The sequence below is a fragment of the Streptomyces herbicida genome, from assembly GCF_032656585.1.
GTDB classification, from domain to species: domain Bacteria; phylum Actinomycetota; class Actinomycetes; order Streptomycetales; family Streptomycetaceae; genus Streptomyces; species Streptomyces herbicida.
Genome location: NZ_JAUYWJ010000043.1, coordinates 1 through 22401, shown reverse-complemented (window position 1 = coordinate 22401; position 22401 = coordinate 1). Strand labels below are relative to the sequence as shown.

Below are 22401 nucleotides of genomic sequence, written 5' to 3'. Positions count from 1 at the left end.
ACGCTCAGATGATGCACACCAGGCGAAGCTCCCGCCGGCCCCGACCCCGAACTCGACCCCGGACTCATGGTGGGGCTTCGGCCCGGGCCGCGGGCGCCTTCCTCGCGGCAGCCGCCCTGCTGGTCTCCGCGTGTTCCTCCGGGAACCCGCCCGCGTCGACCGGCGAGGCACCGGCGCAGGCGGAGGCGGCACTGGCCGCGCTGCCCCGCTCGACGCCGTCCGCGCTGGAGCCGTACTACGGACAGAAGCTCGCCTGGCACAGCTGCGGCGTTCCCGACTTCGAGTGCGCGACGCTGAAGGCCCCGACGGACTACGCCAAGCCCGGCGCGGGTGACATCGATCTCGCCGTCGCCCGCAAGAAGGCCACCGGCAAGGGCAAGCCGCTCGGTTCGCTGCTGGTCAATCCGGGCGGGCCAGGGGGTTCGGCGATTGCGTACCTGCAGCAGTACGCCGGCCTGGGCTACCCGGAGGAGGTCCGCTCCCGCTACGACATGGTGGCGATGGACCCGCGCGGCGTCGCCCGCAGCGAGCCCGTCGAGTGTCTCGACGGGCGCCAGATGGACACATACACGCAGACGGACGTCACCCCCGACGACCAGAAGGAGACGAACGCGCTGGTCGGGGAGTACAAGAAGTTCGCGGAGGGGTGCGGGGCCCACTCGGCCGGTCTGCTCCGCCATGTCTCCACCGTCGAGGCGGCCCGGGACATGGACATCCTGCGGTCGGCGCTCGGGGACCCGAAGCTGAACTACGTGGGCGCGTCGTACGGGACGTTCCTCGGGGCGACATACGCGGGGCTGTTCCCGGAACGGGTGGGCCGCCTGGTCCTCGACGGCGCGATGGACCCCTCCCTGAACGCACGCAAACTGAACCTCGACCAGACGGCGGGCTTCGAGACCGCGTTCCAGGCGTTCGCGAAGGACTGCGTACGGCAGTCCGACTGCCCGCTCGGCGGCAAGGGCACGACACCCGCACAGGTCGGCGACCACCTCAAGGCCTTCTTCCGCAAGCTCGACGCCCACCCCGTCCCCACGGGCGACCCCGACGGACGCAAGCTCGGCGAAGCGCTCGCCACCACGGGGGTGATCGCGGCGATGTACGACGAGGGGGCCTGGCCGCAGCTGCGTGACGCGCTCGACGCGGCGATGAACGAGAACGACGGCGCCGGACTGCTGTCCCTCTCCGACAGCTACTACGAGCGCGGCGGCAACGGCCACTACACGAACCTGATGTCCGCCAACGCCGCCGTGAACTGCCTGGACCTCCCGGCAGCCTTCACCGGCCCCGACCAGGTGAAGAAGTCCCTCCCCGCCTTCGAGAAGGCGTCCCCGGTCTTCGGTGACGGCCTGGCCTGGGCCTCCCTGAACTGCACCTACTGGCCGGTGCGGCCCAGCGGCGCACCGCACCGCATCGAGGCCAGAGGCGCGGCGCCGATCGTGGTCGTCGGCACCACCCGGGACCCCGCGACCCCGTACGGCTGGGCCCAGTCCCTCGCCCGTCAGCTCACCTCCGGCCGACTCCTCACCTACGTGGGTGATGGCCACACCGCCTACGGCCGCGGCAGCACCTGCATCGATTCCACGATCAACGCCTACCTTCTCCACGGAACGCCTCCCACACAGGGAAAACGCTGCTCGTAGCCACCCCGCCAGGTCCCGGGAGCCCCGCTCCCGGGGCGTGGTCGGAGCACCCCCGGAAACTGTGTAGACTTACCGACGTTGCTGATCGCACCATAGTGCGGACGGCGTGCCGCCTTAGCTCAGATGGCCAGAGCAACGCACTCGTAATGCGTAGGTCTCGGGTTCGAATCCCGAAGGCGGCTCCATTGAAGCCCAGCTCAGACAGTATCTGAGCTGGGTTTTTTGCTTCACCCGCGCTGACTTCCGGCAGCCCACGTCGATGACGTGTGCAAAGACGGACCGCCCCGCTGGTCGAGCGCGCCCGGTGGGTGCCTCTGGCGCGGTAGGTGCCATCACCAGCAAGATCACCATCAACGGTGGACGTAGGAGATCTGGTCAGCATGACCGACCGCCACCCCCTCCGTGGAGGCGGCGATCTGCTGAGTTCGGGTGGATCGGGTGGATCGGGTGGAGCCGGTGCATCAGCCCTACGGCGCGAGACAGACGCTCGCCGGGAGCCACGGTGGGCGGGGCAGGCCGAAGTGTTCCTCAAGTACCAGCTCGGCCTGGGTGAGTGCGCCGTAGACCCATCCCTGCCCGGTCGACCAGGAATCTCCGCAGACGTACAGGTTGGCGTCGCGGAGCGGGCGGCGCATCCGCGGCATGACCTCCCAACTCTTCACCCCCACCTGCCAGAAGTGGTAGGCCGCGCCGTACGGGTCCTGCACCCAGTTCTGGAAATGGACGGCCGTCGGCTCGGGGATCCGGGCGTCGGGGCCGTGCAGTTCGCGCAGCTGGCGCTGTGCCTCGTCGACCAGTGGCCCCGACGCCGTCGCGTCCATGGGCCGGGGCGGCCGGGTCACCGCCCGCACGGAGGCCTCATTGGCGAACCTCGCGGGCCGCGACGGCACCGCCATGGCCTACGCGCAGAACATCCACCGGCATGACGCCATCGCCGACTGCCTGGCATCCACGACCACCCTGTGGCTGCCGGTCTACGGTGTCGGGGCGGCACTGCTGGTGGGCCTGGGCGCATGGTCCTTCGGCCGCGCTCGGCTGGGGCGGCGTACGGTCGCGGGCCGTCGGAGTGCGTAGATCATTGTCACGGCACATGCAGATACCGGAGGCGGCACATGGGCGGATCCCCCGCAGTCGGAGGCGGATACTCGGGAACACCTCTCGCCCGGAAGATCGGCATCAAGCAGGCGCAGCAGGTGCGGCTGTGTCATGCCCCGGCGCGGTGGGACATCCCGGGGCTGCCGGACGACGCCGAGGTCGCCGAGGGGAGTCCGGCCGGAGCGGACGTCACCGTGGCCTTCTACCGGGAGCGGGTGGCCCTGCGGGCCGAGGCGGACGGGCTCGTCGCAGATCTGGCCGACGATGCCATGCTCTGGATCGCCTGGCCCCGCAAGGCCGCCGGACATCTCAGCGACATCACCGAGAACGATCTCCGCGACATCTTCCTGCCGCTCGGCGTCGTGGATGTGAAGGTCGCCGCGCTCGGGGACGACTGGTCGGGGCTGAAGTTCGTGCGGCGCAAGGAAAACCGCCGTAAAAAGGGCGCAAACTAAACCGGCTCCGGGACAACTACCCCCCTTGAGGCAACATCTTGGTGAACGGCGAGCGCCGCGCGGTCAGGACGCGGACGCCGCCCAGGGCCGGATGGGGTGAGGGATGTGGTGGAGCCGAGGATCGCCGTCGCCGTGGTGACCATGGGGAACCGGCCCGCCGAAGTCGATGCCCTGCTGGAGTCCGTGGCCAAGCAGGACGTGCCCCCGGCCCGGATCGTGATCGTCGGCAACGGGTGCCGGCTGCCCGAGTTCGCCCGCCGGCTGTCGCTTCCCGGTGAGGTCACCACCATCGACGTGGAGGAGAACCTCGGCTGTCCCGGCGGACGCAATGTCGCCCTGGCCCGGCTGCGGGAGTTCGGCGACGTCGATGCCGTCGTCGAGCTGGACGACGACGGGCTGCTGGTCGACGCCGATGTGCTGCGCCGCGTACGGGATCTGTACGCCGCCGATCCGCGCCTGGGCATCGTCGGCTTCCGCATCGCCGACGAGCACGGGGAGACCCAGCAGCGGCACGTGCCCCGGATCGGCAACTCCGACCCGATGCGGGGCGGTTATGTCACCGGCTTCCTCGGCGGCGGACACGCCCTGCGCATGGCGATGCTGGCGGAGACCGGGGACTGGCCCGCCGAGTTCTTCTTCGCACACGAGGAGACGGACCTGGCCTGGCGGGCCGCTGACGCCGGATGGAAGATCCTCTATGCCCCCGAGCTGCTCCTTCAGCACCCGAAGACCTCGCCCGCGCGGCACGCCATCTACTACCGGGTGACCGCCCGCAACCGCGTCTGGCTGGTCCGGCGCCGGCTGCCGCTGCCGCTGATCCCGGTCCACCTCGGGGTCTGGACGCTGCTCACCCTGCTGCGCACCCGCTCGGTGGGCGGGCTGCGGGCCTGGTTCGGCGGATTCGTCGAAGGGCTGCGGGCACCGGCCGGTGAGCGGCGGCCCATGCGCTGGCGGACGGTGTGGCGGCTGACCCGGCTGGGGCGCCCGCCCGTCGTCTGACGCGGGGAAGAGAAAGTGGGGACGAGGGCCCCGGTCGTTCACCTCCGCCGACCGGGGCCCTCTTGTGTCCCCGGATCAGGCCTACGGCGACACTCCCCCGAGTTACGCGTCTCACGCGCGCGCCGGCGGGCCGGATCCGATGCAGTGATCACATCAGGGCGCACCAACGGATCGCTAACATGTGGCCAACGGTTCTCCCGCAGGTCGCGAAGGGGTTGGCGCGAAGTCGACGCAGAGCGACGGGAGTAAGCCGGAACCGTAGCGGATTCCGGCCCGGACCGACAGAGAGAGGGTGGCGGGAAACCGCCTCAGACAGGGCGGAAATCCGCCAGGGACGGTGGGCATGCCCGCCGCGGAGCACGGCCGACGGGGCCGGGCGGGAAGGCAGTGGAACGGCGTGATGCGGCGGTGCGGGCTGCGGTTCGGGCTGCTGGGACCACCCGTTCTGTATGACCGAGCGTTGTACGGGATTTCGTACAGCGGTGAGTGCGGCGCCGACGGCCCCGCCGACGGCGGCGGGAACGACCGGGTCGTGTACGACACCGCCCTCACCCACGACACCGGCGACCGCAGCGGCTCCGGGCCCGCGGTCCGGGCGATCGGCAGTCCCAAGGTGCGTGCCCTGCTCGCCGCGCTGCTGCTGGAGGCCGGCCGTGTCGTCTCGGTCGAGTCGCTCAAGGACGCGCTGTGGGGCGGTGCGCCCCCGGCGTCCGCGCAGGCCTCGCTGCACAACCACGTCACCCGACTGCGTCGGCTCCTCGACGAACCCGAGCGGCTGCGGGCCGTGGCGCCGGGTTATCTGCTGCGGGTCGACGAGGGCGAGTTGGACGTCCATGTCTTCGATGCGCGGGTGGCCGAGGCACGGGCCGCGCACGCCCGCCGGGACTGGGCCGGGGTGCTGCGGGCCTGTGCGGCGGCGCTCGCGCTGTGGCGAGGCACGCCGCTGAGCGGCGTCTCCTCCGAACTCGGCGGATACGCCTTCGCGCAGCGTCTGGAGGAGGCGCGACTGCTTCTGATCGAGTGGAGGTACGACGCCGAGCTCGCCGTCGGCGGCACGCGACTGTCCGGCCTGGTACCGGAGTTGGCCGCCCTGGTCGCCGAGCATCCGCTGCGCGAGGCGTACCACCGCCAGCTGATGCTGGCCCTGCACCGCACCGGCCGCCAGGCCGAGGCCCTCGCCGTCCACCGCGATCTGCGCACCCGGCTGGTCGAGGAACTCGGCATCGAGCCCGGCCCGACGATCCGTGCCGCCCATATCGAGGTGCTCCGGGGGTTCTCGGCGCCGGTCGACGGGGGAGGGGGCGTGGCGGAGCCGTCGTACGACGGCCGTCCGAGAGCCGTGGCCCTCGAGGCCGGTGCCGCCGAGGTGTCACCCGCGCCCGCTGAGGTGTCACCCGCGCCCGCCGAGGGTGAGAACGCCCCTCAGGGGCCCCGGCCGTCCGCGTCCGACGACCAGAGCCGGACAGATGACGAGGTCGGGGACCTGGAACCGGCGGCAGGCCGGATGCCTGGCGACAGACAGCCGGCGCCCGCCCAACTGCCGCCGCCGCCCGCACACTTCACCGGTCGCACCCCTGAACTGCAGGATCTGCGCGCCATGCTCGTCGATCCGCACAACCCCACCGTCGCCGTCATCACCGGCATGGCCGGCGTGGGCAAGAGCGCCCTGGCGCTGCACGCGGCGCATCGGCTCAGGGATCGTTTCCCCGATGGTCAGTTGTACGTCAACCTGCATGGCGCGACTCCCGGAGTGTCCCCGCTCGCGCCCTCCCAGGCGCTTGCCGCGCTGCTCCGCGACCTCGGTGCGGAGTCCCGGAGCATCCCCGAACACCCGGATGCAGCCGCCGCGTTGCTCCGCTCCATCCTCGCGCCGACCCGCACCCTGATGGTCCTGGACGACGCCGCGAACGCCGCCCAGGTACGTCCCCTGCTCCCGGCCGGCCCCGGTTGCGCCGTGATCGTCACCAGCCGCTCGCCCCTGACCGCCCTCGACGGTGCCCGCCGCTTCCCGCTCGGGCCCCTGACGGGCGAGGACAGCGCCGCGCTGCTACGCGCGGTGAGCGGCCGCGACGGGCTCCACGCCGGGCATCCGCTCGTCGGCCTCACCGGCCGCCTGCCGCTGGCCCTGCGGGTGGTTGCCGCCCGGCTCGCCGCCCGCAGCGCGCTCACCCCCGACGTCCTGGCCGTCCAACTGGCGGCCACCGAAGGTCGCTTGCACCACCTTGAGTACGACGACCTGAGCGTCCGTCGCTCCCTGGCCGTCGCCCACGACGCGCTCGCCGCCTCCGAGCGCCAGGCCGACCGGGACGCGGCCCTCGCCCTGCGCCGCCTCGGCGCGCTCGATCTCCCGGCGTACGGCGCACCCCTGCTCGCCCGCCTCACCGGCACCGACGAGCGCCGGGCCGAGGCTGCCCTGGACCGCCTGCTCGACGTGGCCCTCCTGGAGGAGACGGCGTACGGCCGCTACGCACCGCACGACCTGGTCCGCGACTTCGCCCGCGAACTGGCGGGGGCCGACGCCGCCACCCGTGACGGCACCGACGCCGCCGTGGCGGCCCTGCGCTGGTACGCCGCCGTCGCCGAGCGCGCCCTGACCGCGATCGTCGAACCCGGCCTCGACCAGGAGGACCGCCGTCGCCCGACCGCCGCGCAGTCGCCCGGGCACGCGGCGGACGTGGCGGCCGTACCGCCCTTCGACTCCGCCGAACAGGCCTTCGCCTGGGGCGATGTGGAGCTGGAGAACATCGTCGCGCTGGTGGAGCGATACGCGGACACATCCCCGGACATGGCCCGGGACACATCCCCGGACATGGCCCGGAACGTAGCCCCGGACGCGCAGCCGGCCGACCTCACCGCAGTCGGCGCGCCCGACGACCGCACGGCCGCCCACCTGTCCACCCTCATCCGCCTCGTCTTCCCGTACGTCCAGCGCCGCGGCCGTGTCGCCGAGATGGAGGTGCTCGGCCGGGCCGCCCTCATTACGGCCCGAAGGCTCGGGGACGAGGCGGCCGAGGCGTATGCGCTGGGCGATCTCGCGGGGCTGCACTTCCTGACCGGCCGGCAGAACGACGCCCTCTGCCTCAACGACCAGGCCCTGGAGATCTGGCGGCGGCTCGACACGAGGTCCTGGATCCGCCGCTGCCTCAACAACCGGGGGCTGCTGCTGGAGGGGATCGGGCGGTACGCCGAGTCCGAGGACGCGCTGCGGCAGAGCCTGGAGTACTCACGGCAGCTGAAGGACCCCTACGGCGAGGCGGTCACCCTCAGCCATCTGGGCAACCTGTACGAGCACACCGACCCCCGGGCCGCCATCGAGCAGCACCAGCGCTCGCTGGCGATCGGGGACGCGATCGGTGCCGTCATCGTGCAGCACTCGGCGCACTGCAACATGGGCTACGCCCATCTCACCCTCGGCGAACCGGCCGCGGCCGCCGTGCACTTCGAGGAGAGCCTGCGCATCCTCGGCGGCCACGGCGACTGGCACGGCGAGTCCCAGACCCGGCTCGGCCTGGTCCGCGCACTGCGGCGGCTGGGCCGTGCCGAACGCGCCTGGCACGAGTGCGCGGAACTGCTGCGCCGGGCGGACGACCGCGCCGACCGCTATATGGGCGGTCTCGCCCGCCACCAGTACGGGCTCCTGCTGCGCGGCCGGGGGCGCGTCGAGGAGGCGAACGAGCAGTGGCGTGCCTCGCTGGCCGCACTGGACGGGACGGACGGGAAGGCGGTCGTGGCGGAGCTGCGGGAGCTGCTCGGCGGAACCTGCTGACCGCCGGTCATCTCCTCGCCCCTCCCGCGGGCGGCGGGATCACTTGGCGTCCGCATAGCACTCCACCACCGCCGTGGTGAACGGAAAGCGCACCGGCGTCTCCCCGAAGGTCAGCCGCCCCGCCAGGTCGGCCGCCTCGCGGATCGCCGCCGCCACTGTGTCCGCCTCCTCCTTCGGGCAGTGCACGATGACCTCGTCGTGCTGGAAGAAGACCAGCTCGGCCGCCATGCCGGCGCAGGTCCGGCGCAGCGCGGCGAGCAGCAGCAGGGCCCAGTCGGCGGCGCTGCCCTGGACGACGAAGTTGCGGGCGAAGCGGCCGCGGGCGCGCGCGTTGGTGGAGGCACGGCCGGGCACCCACTGCTGCCCGTCGGGCTCGGCCTCCCCGGCGGGGATGCCCGCCTCCTCCGTCGCCGCGTCCTCGTCCGCCCCTGCCGCGGGCGGGCAGGTCCGGCCCAGCCAGGTCCGAACGAGCCGCCCCTCCTCGCCGGCCCGTGCCGCCTCGTCGACGTAGGCCACCGCCTTGGGGAAGCGGCGTCTGAGCGCGGCGAGGTTCTTCAGGCCGTCGCCGGAGGTCTGGCCGTAGACCGCGCCGAGCACGGCGAGCTTGGCCTGGGCGCGGTCGCCGGAGAAGGCCCGGTCGGAGACGGACTGATACAGGTCGGTCTCCCGCCCCGCCACCTCCATCAGACCGGGGTCGCGGGAGACCGCGGCCAGCACGCGCGGCTCCATCTGGTCGGCATCCGCCACGACCAGCCGCCAGCCCGGGTCGGCGACCACGGCCCGCCGGATCACCTTGGGGATCTGCAGCGCGCCCCCGCCATTGGTCACCCAGCGCCCGGTCACCGTCCCGCCCGCGAGGAACTCCGGCCGGAACCGCCCGTCCCGCACCCAGTCCTGCAGCCAGGACCAGCCGTGCGCCACCCAGATCCGGTACAGCTTCTTGTACTCCAGCAGCGGCTTCACGGCCGGGTGGTCGATGGACTCGATCTCCCAGCGGCGCGTCGACTTCACCTTGATCCCGGCCTGCGCGAAGGCCTTGATCACATCGGCGGGCAGGTCGGGCCGCACCCGGTGGCCGAACGCGGCCGACACCTCGTCCGCGAGCTCGGCCAGCCGACGGGGCTCGCCGCCGCCCGCGTACCGCTCGCCGAGCAGTTCGCGCAGCAGCTCGCGGTGGACGTCCGCGCTCCAGGGCAGGCCCGCGCGGTTCATCTCGGCGGCCACGAGCATGCCCGCCGACTCGGCGGCCGTCAGCAGCCGCATCCGGTCGGGGTGCTCGGCCCGGTCGTGCCGCCGCTGCTGGTCGGCGTAGACCGCGAGGAGGTCGTCGAGCGGCAGGCGTGCGCCCTGCGGCTCGAACAGCGGGGACTGCGCGCCCGGTTCGGCGGCGCGCAGCGGTGGATCGGGCGGTACGGGGCCGCCGCGCAGCCGGGCCAGGGCGGCGGCGGCCGAGCGTGGCTCGCCGGAGCGCCCTTCGTGGCCCAGCAGGAGTGTCTCGGCGTCCTCGATGTCGTAGCACCGCTCCACTCGCACCCCCGTGGCGAGCAGACGCGGATAGACCTCGGGGGTCGACCGCCACACCCAGCGCGTCACCTCCGGTCGGCCCCGCACCGCCTCGGCGAGATCGTCCTCCCGCCGCACCGGACCGACGGGCAGCCCGTCCGGACCGAGGGGGGCGAGCTCCACGCCACCGTCCTCGGCCGGAGCGAGCGCCCAGCGGTCGGTCATGGTCGCGAGTGTGGCAGGCGGCACTGACAATCCGTCGTGACCTGCGGTTTCAGTCCTCCGATCGGTCCGTTTCCCGCGTCTGCACCAGCTGCGAGAGCACCTTGGCGACGTACTGCTCGGTCTTCTGCTTGCTGACGCCGAGGCCGCTGAGGACGCCTTCGCCGTTCTCGTACTCCAGCAGCGCCAGCAGGAGGTGCTCGGTGCCGATGTAGTTGTGGCCGAGGCGCAGGGCCTCGCGGAAGGTGAGCTCCAGCGGCTTCTTGGCCGCGGCGCTGTAGGGGACCAGCTCGGGCACCTCCTCGGCCGCCGGCGGCAGCGCGGCGGACGCCGCCTCGCGGACCGCGTCCAGGGAGACGCCCTGCTCGGCGAGTGCCTTGCCGGCAAGGCCTTCGGGCTCGGCGAGCAGGCCGAGGACGAGGTGCTCGGGCAGGACCTCGGCGTTGCGCGCGGCCTTGGCCTCGTTGTGGGCGGCCATGACCACGTTCTGCGCGCGCGGGGTGTAGCGGCTGAAGCCCTGGCTCGGGTCGAGGTCGGCCGACTCCTTCGGTACGAAGCGCTTCTGCGCCGCCTGCCGGGTGACGCCCATGCTCTTGCCGATGTCCGTCCAGGACGCGCCCGAGCGCCGCGCCTGGTCGACGAAGTGGCCGATCAGGTGGTCGGCCACGTCGCCCAGGTGGTCGGCGGCGATGACAGCGTCCTGGAGCTGGTCGAGCGGTTCGGCGTGGACCTTCTTGATGGCCTCGATGAGGTCGTCGAGCCGTACGGATGCCGTTCCGGGAGAGTTCGTCGTCATGCGTCAACCATAGGTTGACGTTCTCGAGTCGTCAACCTGAAGTTGACAGTCGGGTGCGGTCCCGTCCGCCCTGGTCCTACGGCGACTTGGTGTGCTCGTACATCACCACCAGTACCGAGTGCACCGTCTCCTCGTCCCCGTCCTCCTCGGCCGTGTCGACCAGTTCGGCGAGGGTTTCCTGGAGCTGTTGTGCCCGCTCGGGCGTGAGGCGCAGATGCCGGAGCGAGAGCAGCGGGTCCCCGGGGGCGCGGTCCAGTTCCTGGGCGACCGCGCCGAGCAGCGCCGCCGTGCCCGCCGCCTGCGGCTCGGCGACCCGCAGGCGCAGGCCGACCCGCCGGTAGTACTGCTCGGTCCCGCCCCGCACCCGCCGCGTCTCCACGATCCGCACGAGCCCTGCCTCGCGCAGGACCTTGAGGTGGTGCCCGACGCTGCCCTTGGCCACCCCCAGCCGCACCGCCAACTGGCTGATCGTGGCGGACCGATGGGTCAGGGCGAAGAGCAGCCGCTGCCGCAAGGGGTGGGCGAGTGCGGCGAACTGGTCGGGTGCGGAGATCTCCAGTACGTCCTCGATGCCGGTGCCGTTCTCCGGCTCGTGCTCGGTCATACGTCAAGCGTCCAATTCTCTTGACGCTTTTGCAAGTCCGATGCTGTACTCCCGGCCATGACCACCCTGACGCCCAGTACACCGAGCCCGTCCGGCAGGCCCGACACGCCCCACACCCCGGTCCCCGCCCCCGTCACCGACGTCGCCGCCGTCGTCGAGGAGACCGCCCGGCTCGTCACCGAGCACTACGTCTTCCCGGAGGTCGCCGACCGGCTGGCCGCGCTGCTGCGCCGCCGCCTGGAGGAGGGGGCGTACGACGTCGACCGCGCCGAGGAACTCGGCGCCCGGGTCACCACGGACCTCCAGTCGGACAACGGCGATCTGCATCTGCGCCTCAAGTACCACCCCGAGCCTGTCCCCCAGGAGCAGGGCGAGGCAACGCTGGCCGCCATGCGCCGCCATTTCGACGTGTCGCTGGGTGGTGTCCCGCGCGTGGAGCTGCTGACCGGCGGGGCCGCGCTCCTCGAACTGGCCCCTGCGCTCTTCCCGCTCGCCTGGTCCGCCGAACCGCTGTCGGCCGCGCTCACCCTGGTCGCGCGTGCGGACGCGCTGATCCTCGACCTCAGGGGGAACGGCGGCGGCGACCCGGAGACCGTGGCCTTCGTCTGCAGCTACCTGCTCGACGAGCGCACCCATCTGAACACCCAGTACGCGCGCGTGGGGGAGCGCTACGACCAGTCCTGGAGCCTGCCCTACGTCCCGGGTGCCCGCTTCGGCGGGACCAAGCCGGTGTATGTGCTCACCAGCGGCCGCACCTTCTCCGGCGCCGAGGAACTCGCCTACAACCTGCAGCAGTTGGGCCGCGCGGTGATCGTGGGGGAGGCGACCGGGGGCGGGGCGCACCCCCGTGAGGGCTGGACGGTCCACCCCCACCTGGAGGCCACCGTTCCGGTCGGCCGGTCGATCAACCCGGTGTCCGGCACCAACTGGGAGGGTACGGGTGTCCGCCCGGACATCCCGTGCGCGGCCGCGGACGCCCTCGACCGGGCCCTGCGGGAGCTGGCGCGCTCCTGACAGTGTTCGGGCATTGTCCACAGGCTGTGGATGACGGCGGCCCGCTGTCGGTGGCGCATGGCAGGATCGACGGGTGAGCAGCAGCACGACCAGCACCGTCGAGCGGGCCTTGCGGGCCGCCCTCTACGACGACACCGGCTCCGGCCTCGACACCGGCGCGTCCCTCCTCGCGGCCGACCCCGCCGCCGACACCGAACTCGCGCGGCGGGGCGAGGAGTTCGTCGCTACCGCGTGGCGGCGCGGCTGGCAGCCCGCCGACGTCGTACGGCTCGTACGGCGCGAGCTGGACGACGAGCACGTACACCTGGCGGCGGCGCTGATCAGAGCGCAGGTCCCGCACGACCGCCCGCGCGGCCCGCGCTGGACCGCCCAGCTCGAGGCCCTGCCGGAGGCCCCCGCGCGCGGGGCCGACCGCTTCTCGCACGCGACCCTCGTCCTGGAGCTGTACCGCCTGCTGCTGCGCCTGCCCGCCCTGGAAACCCTGGAGGAGCCGCGCCGTGAGCACCGGCCGGCCTCCCGCGTGCTCACCCGCATCCGTGCGCTGCTCGCCAAGGCCGAGGCGACCGGGTTCCCGGAGGAGGCGGAGGCGCTGAGCGCCAAGGCGCAGGAGCTGATGGCCCGGCACAGCATCGACGAGGCGCTGCTGGCGGCGGACGCTCCCGCGGCGGACGCGCCCGGCGCCTGCCGGATCGGTGTCGAGCCGCCGTACGAGCAGGCCAAGGCGGTGCTGCTGCACGCCGTCGCCACCGCCAATCACTGCCATGCCGTGTGGAACGAGCCCCTCGGCTTCTCCACGGTCGTCGGCTTCGAACCCGATCTGGAGGCCGTCGAACTCCTCTACACCTCGCTCCTCGTCCAGGCCACGCACGCGATGACGAAGGCGGAGGCCGCCCAGCGAGCGGGTGGGCGCAAGCGGACCAAGACCTTCAGGCAGTCCTTCCTCGCGGCCTACGCCCATCGCGTCGGCGACCGTCTCGCGGCCGCCGCCGACACCCAGGTCACCCAGGACCTCCTGCCGGTCCTGGCCACCCGGGAGGCAGCCGTCACCGACCGCATGGAGCGCATGTTCCCGGAGACCACCACGACCCGGCTGCGCGGTGTGAGCGACGAGGCCGGCTGGACGGAAGGGGCGCAGGCGGCGGACCGGGCCCAGGTCAGGGCCCGTCCGCGGCTGGACTGACTCTTGGCCGTCCGTCGTCCGTCGTCCGCCGTTCGTCGGGACTCAGTCTCCGGCCTGCTGGAAGGCGCTCACCGAGGCGTTCGGGTTGCCCGCGCCGCCCTTGCCGGCGACGGGGCCGTACGACCAGGGGAAGTTCTGGGAGGTGCCGGAGCCGGGCAGGGTGATCTTCACGTTCTTGGCCTCCAGGCTCGTCGCGTCACCCGCCTTGCCGCGCACATAGCTGATCGTGAAGGAAGCGGAGTCGCCCTTGGCGAGCTTCAGCTTCTGCGCCTTGGCGCCCTGGAGCGCGGGGACCTTGGCCGAAGTGCTGGCCGCGTTCAGCTCCACGCCGGCGAAGCCGTCCAGGGTGCACGGGGCGCTCTGGTTGGTGATGCTGACCGGCACCTCGCCCGTGTCACCGGCCGCCGGGGCCACGCTCGCGGTGCCGATCTGCACCGAGACCGTGCCGATCTGGCAGGCCGAGCTGCTCCTGCCCTTGTTGCCGCTTCCTCCGTCGTCGCAGGCGGTCAGCAGGAGGGCGGCGGCGAGGGCGGTGACGGTGAGCGGAATGACGCGCATGAGTGGGTCCCTGTCGAGGTCGTGACGGTGCCCCAGCATCATCACGCGTGCACCTGAGAACCGCTTGCGCGCCCCACCCGTACGGCCGTCGTTCACGAGCCCAGGTTGCCGGTCGGCAGCCCGGACGGCAGCTTTCCGCCCTCGGCCTTGGTGTAGGTCTCCTTGCCGGCCTTGCCCGACCAGGTCACCTGCATGGAGGTCTTCGACAGCGAGTCGACCATGCCGGTGCCGCGGTCCTTGCTGCCGTCGGTGCAGGTCAGGTGGATCATCTGCATGCCCGCCTCCTCGCCCGCGGTGCCGGTGCACACGGTCCCGCCGGTCGCGAAGAGCCCGGCCTGCTTGCCGGTGACGACCAGGGCGACGGCCTTGCCGTCGGTCGTGGCGAGCCAACTGCCCTGCAGCTTGCCGGACGAGGAGGTCTTGCCGCCGGTGCCCGCCGTGGACGTCGGGGCCGCGGTCGCGCTCGGGGTGGAGGAGGAATCGTCGTCGGAGCCGCCGCCACCGCTGCACGCGGTCAGCGCGAGCGCACCCATCATGCCCGCGGCCGTGGCCGCGATCCGCACCCTCGTAGTCGCCGAAGTCACTGGAAGCTCCCAAGCTGTAGCCGGTCGGACGCCCGGTTGGCCGGAACGACCGCAGCAAGCTACCAGGACTTGCCAGTGGGGCTTCCGGGCGCCGGGCGGGTATCCGCTGTGTGCGTGGTGCCGGATTCACCCGGCACAGGGCGAACGCGCGGGAGATGGCGCTGCCACCGTACGCCTGCCGCTGAACCTCCCCGGATAGGTAGGAATTTCCCTACGCTTGACTCGTAGGGAAATTCCTACCTATCGTCCTGCCCATGAACATCACTCACGCCTCCTTCGTCACTCTCCCCGTCACCGATCAGGACCGTGCCCTGCGCTTCTACCGGGACGTGCTCGGGTTTGAGGTCACCGCCGATCTGGACGTGCCGCAGGGCCGGTGGCTGCAGGTCGCGCCGCGCGGGGCGCAGACCGTGTTCACTCTCTCGGGGCCGGGGATGGGGGATTTCGAGCCCGGTTCGAGCCGGGGGATCATGTTGGTGACGACCGACGTGGACGCCGACTGCGCCCGGCTCGCCGGTGCGGGCGTCGACGTGCAGGGTCCGGACGAGTTCCCCTGGGGCCGTATGGCCTCCTTCCAGGACCCGGACGGCAACGGTCTGATGCTGCTCACGGAGGCTCGGCGCTAGGAAAGGACGGGGCATGACGACGACAGGGGCCGTCGAGGACCGGATCTTCGCGGCGCTGGCCAACGCCACCCGCCGCGAGGTGCTGCGCCTGCTGCGCGAGCGGGGGCCCCAGCCCGTCCAGGCCCTGGCCGACCACTTCGACATGCGCCGCCCCAGCCTCTCGGAACACCTCAAGGTGCTCCGGGAGGCCTGCCTCGTCTCCGAGCACCGTTCCGGCCGGCAGCGCATCTACCGTCTGGAGGCGGCCCCGCTCGCCGACCTGCAGGACTGGCTCCACCCGTACGAGCGGTTCTGGCGCGGGCAACTGAACGGGCTCGGCGAACTGCTCGACCGTATGCCCGACGATGACCGGTCATGAGCGACACCCCGCCCGAGGACGACCTCACCACGATCCGCGTCGACCAGTACCTCCCGCACCCGCCGGCGAAGGTCTGGCGCGCTCTCACGGAGCCGGAACTGCTCGTTCAGTGGCAGATGCCCGGGTCGGAGAATTTCCGTCTCGAGGTCGGACACAGATACCGGCTCACCTCGGTCCCACGTCCCAACACCCGCTTCTCCGGCGTCATCGACGTGCAGGTTCTCGCCTACGACAGCGAGCGGATGCTGTCCGTCCGGTGGGCCGATGCCGATCGAGCCAATCCCGCGGACTGGACCATCACGTGGACGCTGGAACACGAAGGGCGCGGTACGCGTCTCTTCCTAGTACATGAGGGATTCGATCCGGACGACCCGGCACAGATGATGGCGCGGAAGATCATGGACGGGGGCTGGCGTTCGCATGTCCTGCGGGCTCTGGGGCAGACGCTGGAACGGCTTCGGTAAAGCGGACGTCAAAGCTGTAACCATAGGGCCACCCCCCGTGCACGTGCATCTGCCCATGCATCTGCACGTGAAGGGGGTTATGATCCGGGTCAGTTGACTACAGCATCCATGGCCACATCAGCCAGTGCACCACCGGGGAGCGACCTGTGGACCGCGACGTTGACAGCGTGTACGGGGGGTACGACGTGTACAACGGCATGGCTGCCACGCAGCTGGACGGAGTGGCCTGGCAGAAGAGCAGGCACAGCAACTCGCAGGGTTCCTGCGTGGAGTTCGCCCGCCTGCCGGGTGGGGAGGTGGCCGTGCGCAACTCGCGCTTCCCGGACGGCCCCGCCCTTGTATATACGCGCGCCGAGATCGAGGCGATGCTCCTCGGCGTCAAGGACGGCGAGTTCGACCATCTGATAGCGAGCTGACACCGGCCGTTCGGTCCACGGACGTGTCGGGGCAATCGCGGCATCATGCCCGGGAACGCGCGTAGAAGCGCGACGTCAGGTGACGCCGCGCTTCGTCATTGGGCCGACGGGAGCCGGAACAGCGCCCAGACGACCTTGCCGTTGAGCGTGCCGGCGAGCGGATGCCAGCCCCAGCTGTCGCTGAAGGAGTCGACCAGGAACAGCCCGCGGCCGGACTCGGCCGAGAAGTCGTCCGAGGGGCGGGCCACCGGGGTGTCGTGGCTGGGGTCGCGCACCGCGCACACCAGTCGCTCGGTCCACCGCATCAGATGCAGCCGCACGGCCGGGGTCTGCTCCGCGCAGCACGCGGCGTCGGCCGGCAGCGCATGCCGCAGGGCGTTGGTGACCAGCTCCGAGACGACCAGACATATGTCGTCGAAGCGGTCTCCCACGTCCCATTGGTCGAGTGTTCTGCGCGTGAACAGCCGGGCTTCGCGCACCGCTTCGTAGCGGGCGGGCAGTGCACAGGAGGCAGCGTTGGACACGGCCGCGGGATCCAGCGGCGGAAGGCCCTGCCGTAACGGCTCGAGCATGGTCGATCCATTCGTCCCCATGCGAGGCACTCCCGGGAATTCGCGGTCGTTGCGATGCAGCGGTGGCGCGGGACCATGGTTTCGGATGCGCACAGCAGATGCAAGGGCAGATGCACGTGCACGAGACCGAATTGAGCACTCCCGTACCGCTTGTTGGCCATTTTTTCCGCCAACCTCATGCACTTGGCTCACCTGTTGCTTGCTTCATCCTGTGCGGAAACTTTGGCCTCTTTCCGTTTCCGTAACCAGACGAGTACTGCTCGAAGTGTTTTAGTGGCAGACTTCGGCCCCTGAAGACGGTTGGGGAGGCTGGCGAACGTGAGCGCGGGAGAGCCGGGATCGGTGGTGCGGCGCATGCTGCTCGGATCACAACTCAGGCGACTGCGTGAGGCGCGGGGGATCACGCGCGAGGCGGCGGGTTACTCGATCCGCGCCTCCGAATCGAAGATCAGCCGGATGGAGTTGGGCCGGGTGAGCTTCAAGACACGGGACGTCGAAGACCTGCTGACGCTGTACGGCATCTCCGACGAGGCGGAGCGCGAGTCGCTGCTCTCCCTCGCCCGGGAGGCCAATGTCGCGGGCTGGTGGCACAGTTACTCCGACGTGCTGCCGAGCTGGTTCCCCACCTATGTGGGCCTGGAGGGCGCGGCCTCCTTGATCCGGGCGTACGAGGTGCAGTTCGTGCACGGCCTGCTGCAGACCGAGGAGTACGCGCGCGCGGTCGTCCGGCGCGGTATGAAGGGCGCGAGCGTCGCGGACGTCGAGCGGCGCGTGGCACTGCGCCTGGAGCGGCAGAAGTACCTCGTCTCCGAGAACGCCCCGGACTTCCACATCGTCCTCGACGAGGCGGCCCTGCGCCGACCGTACGGCGACCGCGAGGTGATGCGCGGCCAGCTCCAGCATCTGATCGAGTTCTCCGAACGGCCCAACGTGCGGCTTCAGATCATGCCGTTCAGCTTCGGCGGGCACTCCGGTGAGAGCGGGGCGTTCACCATCCTCAGTTTCCCGGAGTCCGATCTGTCCGATGTGGTGTACCTGGAACAGCTCACCAGTGCGCTGTATTTGGACAAACGCGAGGACGTGACCCAGTACGAGCAGGCGCTCAAGGAGCTCCAGCAGGACAGCCCGGGGCCGGACGAGAGCCGGGACCTGCTGCGGGGACTCTTGCAGTTGTCCTGATCCACGCCCTCTTGACTTCACGCGTTCGTTTGCTCAGGTGTCAGCTCAACTCACGGCAAACACAAGTACGATGACATGTGATCAGTCTTATCAGACCGATCGGATCGTGAAGTCGATCGGGTGTCCGTCTCGACTGCTTCGGCAGTAAGGGGATCGAGGGATCACATGTCGTCCTGCTTCACCGACCTGGCCCAGCAGTACATCGACGGTGAATGGCGTCCGGGTACCGGCTCCTGGGACATCATCGACTTCAACCCGTACGACGGCGAGAAGCTGGCCTCGATCACGATAGCCACCATCGACGAGGTCGACGAGGCCTACCGGGCGGCCGCGCGAGCCCAGCAGGAATGGGCCGAGACCAACCCCTACCGCCGCCGTGTCTTCTTCGAGAAGGTCCTGCGCCTCGTCGAGGAGCGGGAGCGGGAGATCACCGAGATGATCATCGCCGAGCTCGGTGGCACACACATGAAGGCCGGGTTCGAGCTGCATCTCGCCAAGGAGTTCCTGCGCGAGGCGGCCCAGCTGGCGCTGCGCTGCGAGGGCAGATTCCTGCCCTCGCCGATCGACGGCAAGGAGAACCGCCTCTACCGCGTCCCGGTCGGCGTGGTGGGCGTCATCAGCCCCTTCAACTTTCCCTTTCTGCTGTCGATCAAGCCCGTCGCCTCGGCCCTCGCGCTCGGCAACGCCGTCGTCCTCAAGCCCCACCAGGACACCCCGATCTGCGGTGGCACGCTGATCGCCAAGCTCTTCGAGGACGCGGGGCTGCCGTCCGGCCTGCTGAACGTGGTGCTCACCGACATAGCGGAGATAGGCGACGCCTTCATAGAGCACCCGGTCCCCAAGCTGATCTCCTTCACCGGCTCCGACAAGGTCGGCCGGCACATCGCCACCGTCTGCGCCTCGCAGCTCAAGCGCTCGGTCCTGGAACTGGGCGGCAACAGCGCGCTGGTGGTCCTCGACGATGCGGACATCGACTACGCGGTCGACGCGGCCGTCTTCAGCCGGTACGTCGACCAGGGCCAGGTCTGTATGGCGGCGAACCGCGTCCTGGTGGACCGCTCGGTCGCGGACGAGTTCACCGAGAAGTTCGTCGCCAAGGTCAAGACGCTGAAGACGGGCGATCCGAGCGACCCGCAGACGGTCATCGGGCCGGTCATCAACTCCCTCCAGGCGAACGCCATCTCGGCCGCGATCGAGCAGGCCGTCGCCGAGGGCGCCACGGTCCTGGTGCGCGGCGCGACGACGGACAACCTGGTGGAGCCCTCCGTCCTGACGGATGTGCCGACCGACTCCTCCCTCCTGCACAAGGAGATTTTCGGCCCCGTCGCCCTGCTGGTCCCGTTCGACGGCGAGGAGGACGCGGTCCGCATCGTCAACGACACCCCGTACGGCCTGAGCGGCGCCGTCCACACCGCCGACATCGAGCGGGGCGTGGCGTTCGCCAAGCGGGTCGACACCGGCATGTTCCATGTGAACGACGGCACCATCCACGACGAGCCGCTGGTCCCCTTCGGCGGCGAGAAGCACTCCGGCATCGGCCGGCTCAACGGCGAGACGACCCTGGACGCCTTCACCACCCTGAAGTGGATCTCGGTGCAGCACGGGCGCAGCGAGTTCCCGTTCTAGCGCCGGCCGCGGGAGTGCGGGAGTACGGACATGAAGGTGCCGGCGACGCCGGCGCGCCTGTACGTGGACGACATGGGCCGGGCCCTGCCCGCCCTGCGTGAGCTGACCGGCGAGAACGTCCGGTCGCGGTTCCCCTGTGCCGGGGTGGAGGTCGCGAGCATCGGCGGCTTCCTGGTCGTCGCGGGGAGCGCGACGGAACTCGCCCCGCTCCGGGTGGCGGCCGCAATGCCTCGTGTTCGAGTACATCGAGCATTCCGACCCGGTTCTGCCATTGAGGACAGAAGCTGACCGCAAGGGTCCGTAACGTCATCGGTGTCAGGCAAGGGAAAGCCGTTGGACCCGATGAAAGGGGCCGGTCATGGTCAGTCATGTGCGAGCCGAGGCGCAGGGCGACGAGCGCGGGGCGCTGCTCTCCTTCCTCGCGGAGCAGCGAGGGGGCATCCGGCGCGCGGTGCTGGGGCTGACGGACGAGCAGGCCACCAGCAGGCCCAGCGCGAGTGAGCTGACCCTGGCCGGGCTGGTCAAGCATGTCGCCGAGGTCGAGCAGGGCTGGACCGCCCGTGCCAAGGGCGAGCCGCCGGCGGTCAAGCGGGACGAGTCGAACTGGCACGAGTGTTTCGCGCTCGCCGAGGGCGAGACGCTCGACCAGCAGTTGGCGTACTGGGAGGAGGTCGCCGCGGAGACGGAGCGGTTCGTCCGCTCGGTCCCCAGCCTGGACGACACCTTCCCGCTGCCGAACGACCCCTGGTTCCCGCCGGACGAGGCCGTCTCCATGCGCTGGCTGGTGCTCCATCTGATCCGCGAGACGGCACGGCACGCCGGCCACGCCGACATCATCCGCGAGTCGCTGGACGGGAAGACGGCGTTCGAGCTGGTGGCCCAGGAGCAGGGCACGTCCTGGGGCTGACCCCGCGGGTCATACGCTGGACCGCATGTCAGCGATCCGTCTCCTCGTGCTGGGCGCGGTGCGCCAGCACGGGCGGGCCCATGGCTACCAGGTACGCAACGACCTGGAGTACTGGGGCGCGCACGAGTGGTCCAACGCCAAGCCCGGCTCGATCTACCACGCCCTGAAGCAGATGGCCAAGCAGGGGCTGCTGCACGCGCACGAGATCGCGCCGTCCACGGCCGGGGGCCCGCCGCGCACCGAGTACGAGATCACGGACCGCGGGACCGAGGAGTTCCTCCGGCTGCTGCGGGAGTCCCTGGTCGCCTACGACCAGAAGATGGACATCCAGTCGGCGGCCATCGGCTTCCTCGTCGAGCTGCCGCGGGACGAGGCGGTGGCCCTGCTCAAGGAGCGGATCCGGCGGATCGAGCAGTGGCGGGCCGCCGTCACCGAGCACTACATCCCCGAGGACGGCCCCGAACAGCTGGGCCACATCGGCGAGATCATGAACCTGTGGGTCCACACGGCCGACTCCGACGCCGCGTGGACCCATGGGCTCGTCGCACGCCTCGAGCGCGGCGCCTACACCTTCGCCGGCGAGGGCGAGCCCTTCGTGGGCGTCCTCGCAGAGGGCCAGGAGAACCCGTACGCGACGGGGGAGCGGCATCCGGGGGACGATCACTAATCAAGTTTGACCAATCGAGGCGGCCGCGTTATCGTCGGCCAAGTAGTCAAGTTTGATTAATAGGGAGAGTGGTCAGTGGCCGGCACGGCGATCACCGTCGTAGGAGCACGCAAGGCATACCGCGGACATGGCGGAAAACAGGCGCTGGACGGACTCGACCTCCAAGTCGCCGAGGGCACGGTGCACGGGGTGCTCGGCCCCAACGGGGCGGGCAAGACGACCCTGGTCCGGATCCTGTCCACCCTGCTGCGGCCGGACGGCGGCCGGATCGAGGTGGCCGGACACGACGTGGTGACCGAGGCCCGCGCGGTCCGCCGGCGCATCGGCCTGCTCGGCCAGCACGCGGCCCTGGACGAGGAGCTGGGTGGCCGGCAGAACCTGGAGATGTTCGCCCGCCTCCACCACCTCGGCGCCCCCCACGCGCGCGTGCGCGCCGACGAACTCCTGGAGCGCTTCGACCTCACCGACGCCGGCCGCAGACCGGTCCGCGCCTACAGCGGAGGCATGCGCCGCCGGCTCGACCTCGCCGCCTCCCTGATCGCCGACCCGGAGGTGCTCTTCCTCGACGAGCCGACCACCGGCCTCGACCCGCGCGGCCGCGCCGAGGTGTGGGCGTCGGTCCGCTCCCTGGTCGACGGCGGTACGACGGTCCTGCTCACCACCCAGTACCTGGAAGAGGCCGACCAGCTCGCCGACCGTATCTCGGTCGTCGACCGCGGCCGGGTCGTCGCCGACGGCACGCCGGGCGAACTGAAGGCGCTCACCGGCGGCGACCGGATCGACGTCGTCCTGCGCGACGCGGGCCAACTGGGCGCTGCGGTCGCTCTGTTGCCCCTGCCCGCCGCGGATGTCTCCGTCGACCCCGACCGCCGTCTGCTCAGCGCCCCGGTCACCGACCGCATGGCGGCGCTCTCCGGGGTCGTACGGGCCCTGGAGGCGTCCGGCATCGAGGCGGCGGACGTCGCCCTGCGCCGCCCGACCCTGGACGAGGTGTTCCTGCACCTCACCGGACGCGACGACCGTACGGACCGTACGAAGGAGGCCGCATGAGTTTCCTGAGTCAACCTCTATGCCGCCAGAGGCGTGTCGGCGGGCGTGTTGATCTTGCTGTTGGCTTGATGGATGACGGGGTCGTAACAGGCGCCGTTGCGCCAGCAGGCCCACATCACG

Annotated in this window: 23 protein-coding genes and 1 tRNA gene; 17 read left to right on the top strand and 7 right to left on the bottom strand. The window is 70.9% G+C overall.

Features of this window, described 5'->3' with window-relative positions; translation table 11 throughout:
• The first annotated feature begins 11 nt into the window (after window positions 1–11).
• Both Q8A52_RS46710 and Q8A52_RS46705 read left to right on the top strand, forming a co-directional pair.
• Window positions 12–1640 (top strand): alpha/beta hydrolase, encoded by a 1629-nt coding sequence (locus tag Q8A52_RS46710; RefSeq protein WP_316764399.1) that lies wholly within the window; start codon window positions 12–14, stop codon window positions 1638–1640.
• 108 nt (window positions 1641–1748) lie between these two features.
• Window positions 1749–1825 (top strand) — tRNA-Thr (locus Q8A52_RS46705).
• Window positions 1826–2107: 282 nt separating this feature from the next.
• Here Q8A52_RS46705 and Q8A52_RS46700 read toward each other — a convergent pair.
• Complete coding sequence (locus Q8A52_RS46700) at window positions 2108–2491, bottom strand: FAD-dependent oxidoreductase (RefSeq protein ID WP_316764397.1); 384 nt, start codon at window positions 2489–2491, stop codon at window positions 2108–2110.
• Window positions 2492–2501: 10 nt separating this feature from the next.
• Here Q8A52_RS46700 and Q8A52_RS46695 point away from each other — a divergent pair, with 10 nt between their 5' ends.
• The 4 genes from Q8A52_RS46695 (at window position 2502) to Q8A52_RS46680 (ending at window position 7955) form a co-directional block, all read left to right on the top strand.
• Window positions 2502–2714, top strand: a complete 213-nt coding sequence (locus Q8A52_RS46695) for a hypothetical protein (protein ID WP_316764396.1) — start codon at window positions 2502–2504, stop codon at window positions 2712–2714.
• A gap of 38 nt (window positions 2715–2752) precedes the next feature.
• Window positions 2753–3190, top strand: coding sequence for a DUF3052 domain-containing protein (locus tag Q8A52_RS46690; RefSeq protein WP_316764394.1), 438 nt, complete (start codon window positions 2753–2755; stop codon window positions 3188–3190).
• A 105-nt stretch (window positions 3191–3295) separates the two neighbouring features.
• Window positions 3296–4189 carry a glycosyltransferase family 2 protein gene (locus Q8A52_RS46685; protein WP_316764393.1) on the top strand — a complete coding sequence of 298 codons (894 nt, stop codon included), beginning with the start codon at window positions 3296–3298 and terminating at the stop codon, window positions 4187–4189.
• Between the two features lie 400 nt (window positions 4190–4589).
• A complete protein-coding gene (locus tag Q8A52_RS46680; RefSeq protein ID WP_316764455.1) occupies window positions 4590–7955 on the top strand; it encodes an AfsR/SARP family transcriptional regulator in 3366 nt (1121 codons plus the stop codon).
• A gap of 39 nt (window positions 7956–7994) precedes the next feature.
• Here the strand turns inward: Q8A52_RS46680 and Q8A52_RS46675 are convergent, their stop codons facing one another.
• The 3 genes from Q8A52_RS46675 to Q8A52_RS46665 form a co-directional block, all read right to left on the bottom strand.
• A complete protein-coding gene (locus Q8A52_RS46675) occupies window positions 7995–9683 on the bottom strand; it encodes a bifunctional 3'-5' exonuclease/DNA polymerase (protein ID WP_316764391.1) in 1689 nt (562 codons plus the stop codon).
• Window positions 9684–9732: 49 nt separating this feature from the next.
• Complete coding sequence (locus tag Q8A52_RS46670; protein WP_316764387.1) at window positions 9733–10476, bottom strand: Clp protease N-terminal domain-containing protein; 744 nt, start codon at window positions 10474–10476, stop codon at window positions 9733–9735.
• 76 nt (window positions 10477–10552) lie between these two features.
• A complete protein-coding gene (locus tag Q8A52_RS46665; RefSeq protein WP_316764384.1) occupies window positions 10553–11080 on the bottom strand; it encodes an ArsR/SmtB family transcription factor in 528 nt (175 codons plus the stop codon).
• A 57-nt stretch (window positions 11081–11137) separates the two neighbouring features.
• On the opposite strand from Q8A52_RS46665, the gene Q8A52_RS46660 reads away from it, so the two are divergent.
• Together Q8A52_RS46660 and Q8A52_RS46655 are read left to right on the top strand one after the other, a co-directional pair.
• Window positions 11138–12094, top strand: a complete 957-nt coding sequence (locus Q8A52_RS46660; RefSeq protein WP_316764382.1) for a S41 family peptidase — start codon at window positions 11138–11140, stop codon at window positions 12092–12094.
• A 73-nt stretch (window positions 12095–12167) separates the two neighbouring features.
• The gene (locus Q8A52_RS46655) at window positions 12168–13274 is read left to right on the top strand and encodes a DUF2786 domain-containing protein (protein WP_316764379.1); all 1107 of its coding nucleotides are present in this window, start codon (window positions 12168–12170) and stop codon (window positions 13272–13274) included.
• Between the two features lie 42 nt (window positions 13275–13316).
• Here Q8A52_RS46655 and Q8A52_RS46650 read toward each other — a convergent pair whose 3' ends face one another.
• Together Q8A52_RS46650 and Q8A52_RS46645 are read right to left on the bottom strand one after the other, a co-directional pair.
• Window positions 13317–13832, bottom strand: a complete 516-nt coding sequence (locus Q8A52_RS46650; protein WP_316764377.1) for a DUF4232 domain-containing protein — start codon at window positions 13830–13832, stop codon at window positions 13317–13319.
• Between the two features lie 92 nt (window positions 13833–13924).
• Complete coding sequence (locus Q8A52_RS46645) at window positions 13925–14368, bottom strand: hypothetical protein (RefSeq protein ID WP_316764453.1); 444 nt, start codon at window positions 14366–14368, stop codon at window positions 13925–13927.
• 302 nt (window positions 14369–14670) lie between these two features.
• On the opposite strand from Q8A52_RS46645, the gene Q8A52_RS46640 reads away from it, so the two are divergent.
• The 4 genes from Q8A52_RS46640 to Q8A52_RS46625 all read left to right on the top strand — a co-directional run bounded on the left by Q8A52_RS46640 (window position 14671) and on the right by Q8A52_RS46625 (window position 16280).
• On the top strand, window positions 14671–15042 hold the full coding sequence (locus Q8A52_RS46640; RefSeq protein ID WP_316764374.1) for a VOC family protein: 372 nt from the start codon (window positions 14671–14673) through the stop codon (window positions 15040–15042).
• Window positions 15043–15055: 13 nt separating this feature from the next.
• The gene (locus Q8A52_RS46635; protein WP_316764372.1) at window positions 15056–15400 is read left to right on the top strand and encodes an ArsR/SmtB family transcription factor; all 345 of its coding nucleotides are present in this window, start codon (window positions 15056–15058) and stop codon (window positions 15398–15400) included.
• Window positions 15397–15864, top strand: a complete 468-nt coding sequence (locus Q8A52_RS46630; protein ID WP_316764369.1) for an SRPBCC family protein — start codon at window positions 15397–15399, stop codon at window positions 15862–15864. The genes Q8A52_RS46635 and Q8A52_RS46630 overlap by 4 nt, the downstream gene beginning before the upstream one ends.
• A 146-nt stretch (window positions 15865–16010) precedes the next feature.
• Window positions 16011–16280, top strand: a complete 270-nt coding sequence (locus Q8A52_RS46625; RefSeq protein WP_129307691.1) for a DUF397 domain-containing protein — start codon at window positions 16011–16013, stop codon at window positions 16278–16280.
• A 95-nt stretch (window positions 16281–16375) separates the two neighbouring features.
• On the opposite strand, the gene Q8A52_RS46620 is transcribed toward Q8A52_RS46625, so the two are convergent.
• Window positions 16376–16873, bottom strand: a complete 498-nt coding sequence (locus Q8A52_RS46620) for an ATP-binding protein (RefSeq protein WP_408649382.1) — start codon at window positions 16871–16873, stop codon at window positions 16376–16378.
• A gap of 333 nt (window positions 16874–17206) precedes the next feature.
• Between Q8A52_RS46620 and Q8A52_RS46615 the strand changes: the two genes are divergently transcribed.
• The 5 genes from Q8A52_RS46615 to Q8A52_RS46595 all read left to right on the top strand — a co-directional run bounded on the left by Q8A52_RS46615 (window position 17207) and on the right by Q8A52_RS46595 (window position 22281).
• Window positions 17207–18031 (top strand): helix-turn-helix domain-containing protein, encoded by an 825-nt coding sequence (locus Q8A52_RS46615; protein ID WP_316764366.1) that lies wholly within the window; start codon window positions 17207–17209, stop codon window positions 18029–18031.
• A gap of 165 nt (window positions 18032–18196) precedes the next feature.
• Window positions 18197–19657, top strand: coding sequence for an aldehyde dehydrogenase family protein (locus tag Q8A52_RS46610; RefSeq protein WP_316764364.1), 1461 nt, complete (start codon window positions 18197–18199; stop codon window positions 19655–19657).
• 358 nt (window positions 19658–20015) lie between these two features.
• On the top strand, window positions 20016–20564 hold the full coding sequence (locus Q8A52_RS46605) for a DinB family protein (protein ID WP_316764362.1): 549 nt from the start codon (window positions 20016–20018) through the stop codon (window positions 20562–20564).
• A 25-nt stretch (window positions 20565–20589) separates the two neighbouring features.
• The gene (locus Q8A52_RS46600; RefSeq protein ID WP_316764360.1) at window positions 20590–21231 is read left to right on the top strand and encodes a PadR family transcriptional regulator; all 642 of its coding nucleotides are present in this window, start codon (window positions 20590–20592) and stop codon (window positions 21229–21231) included.
• 75 nt (window positions 21232–21306) lie between these two features.
• Complete coding sequence (locus tag Q8A52_RS46595; protein WP_316764357.1) at window positions 21307–22281, top strand: ATP-binding cassette domain-containing protein; 975 nt, start codon at window positions 21307–21309, stop codon at window positions 22279–22281.
• The last annotated feature ends 120 nt before the right edge of the window (window positions 22282–22401 follow it).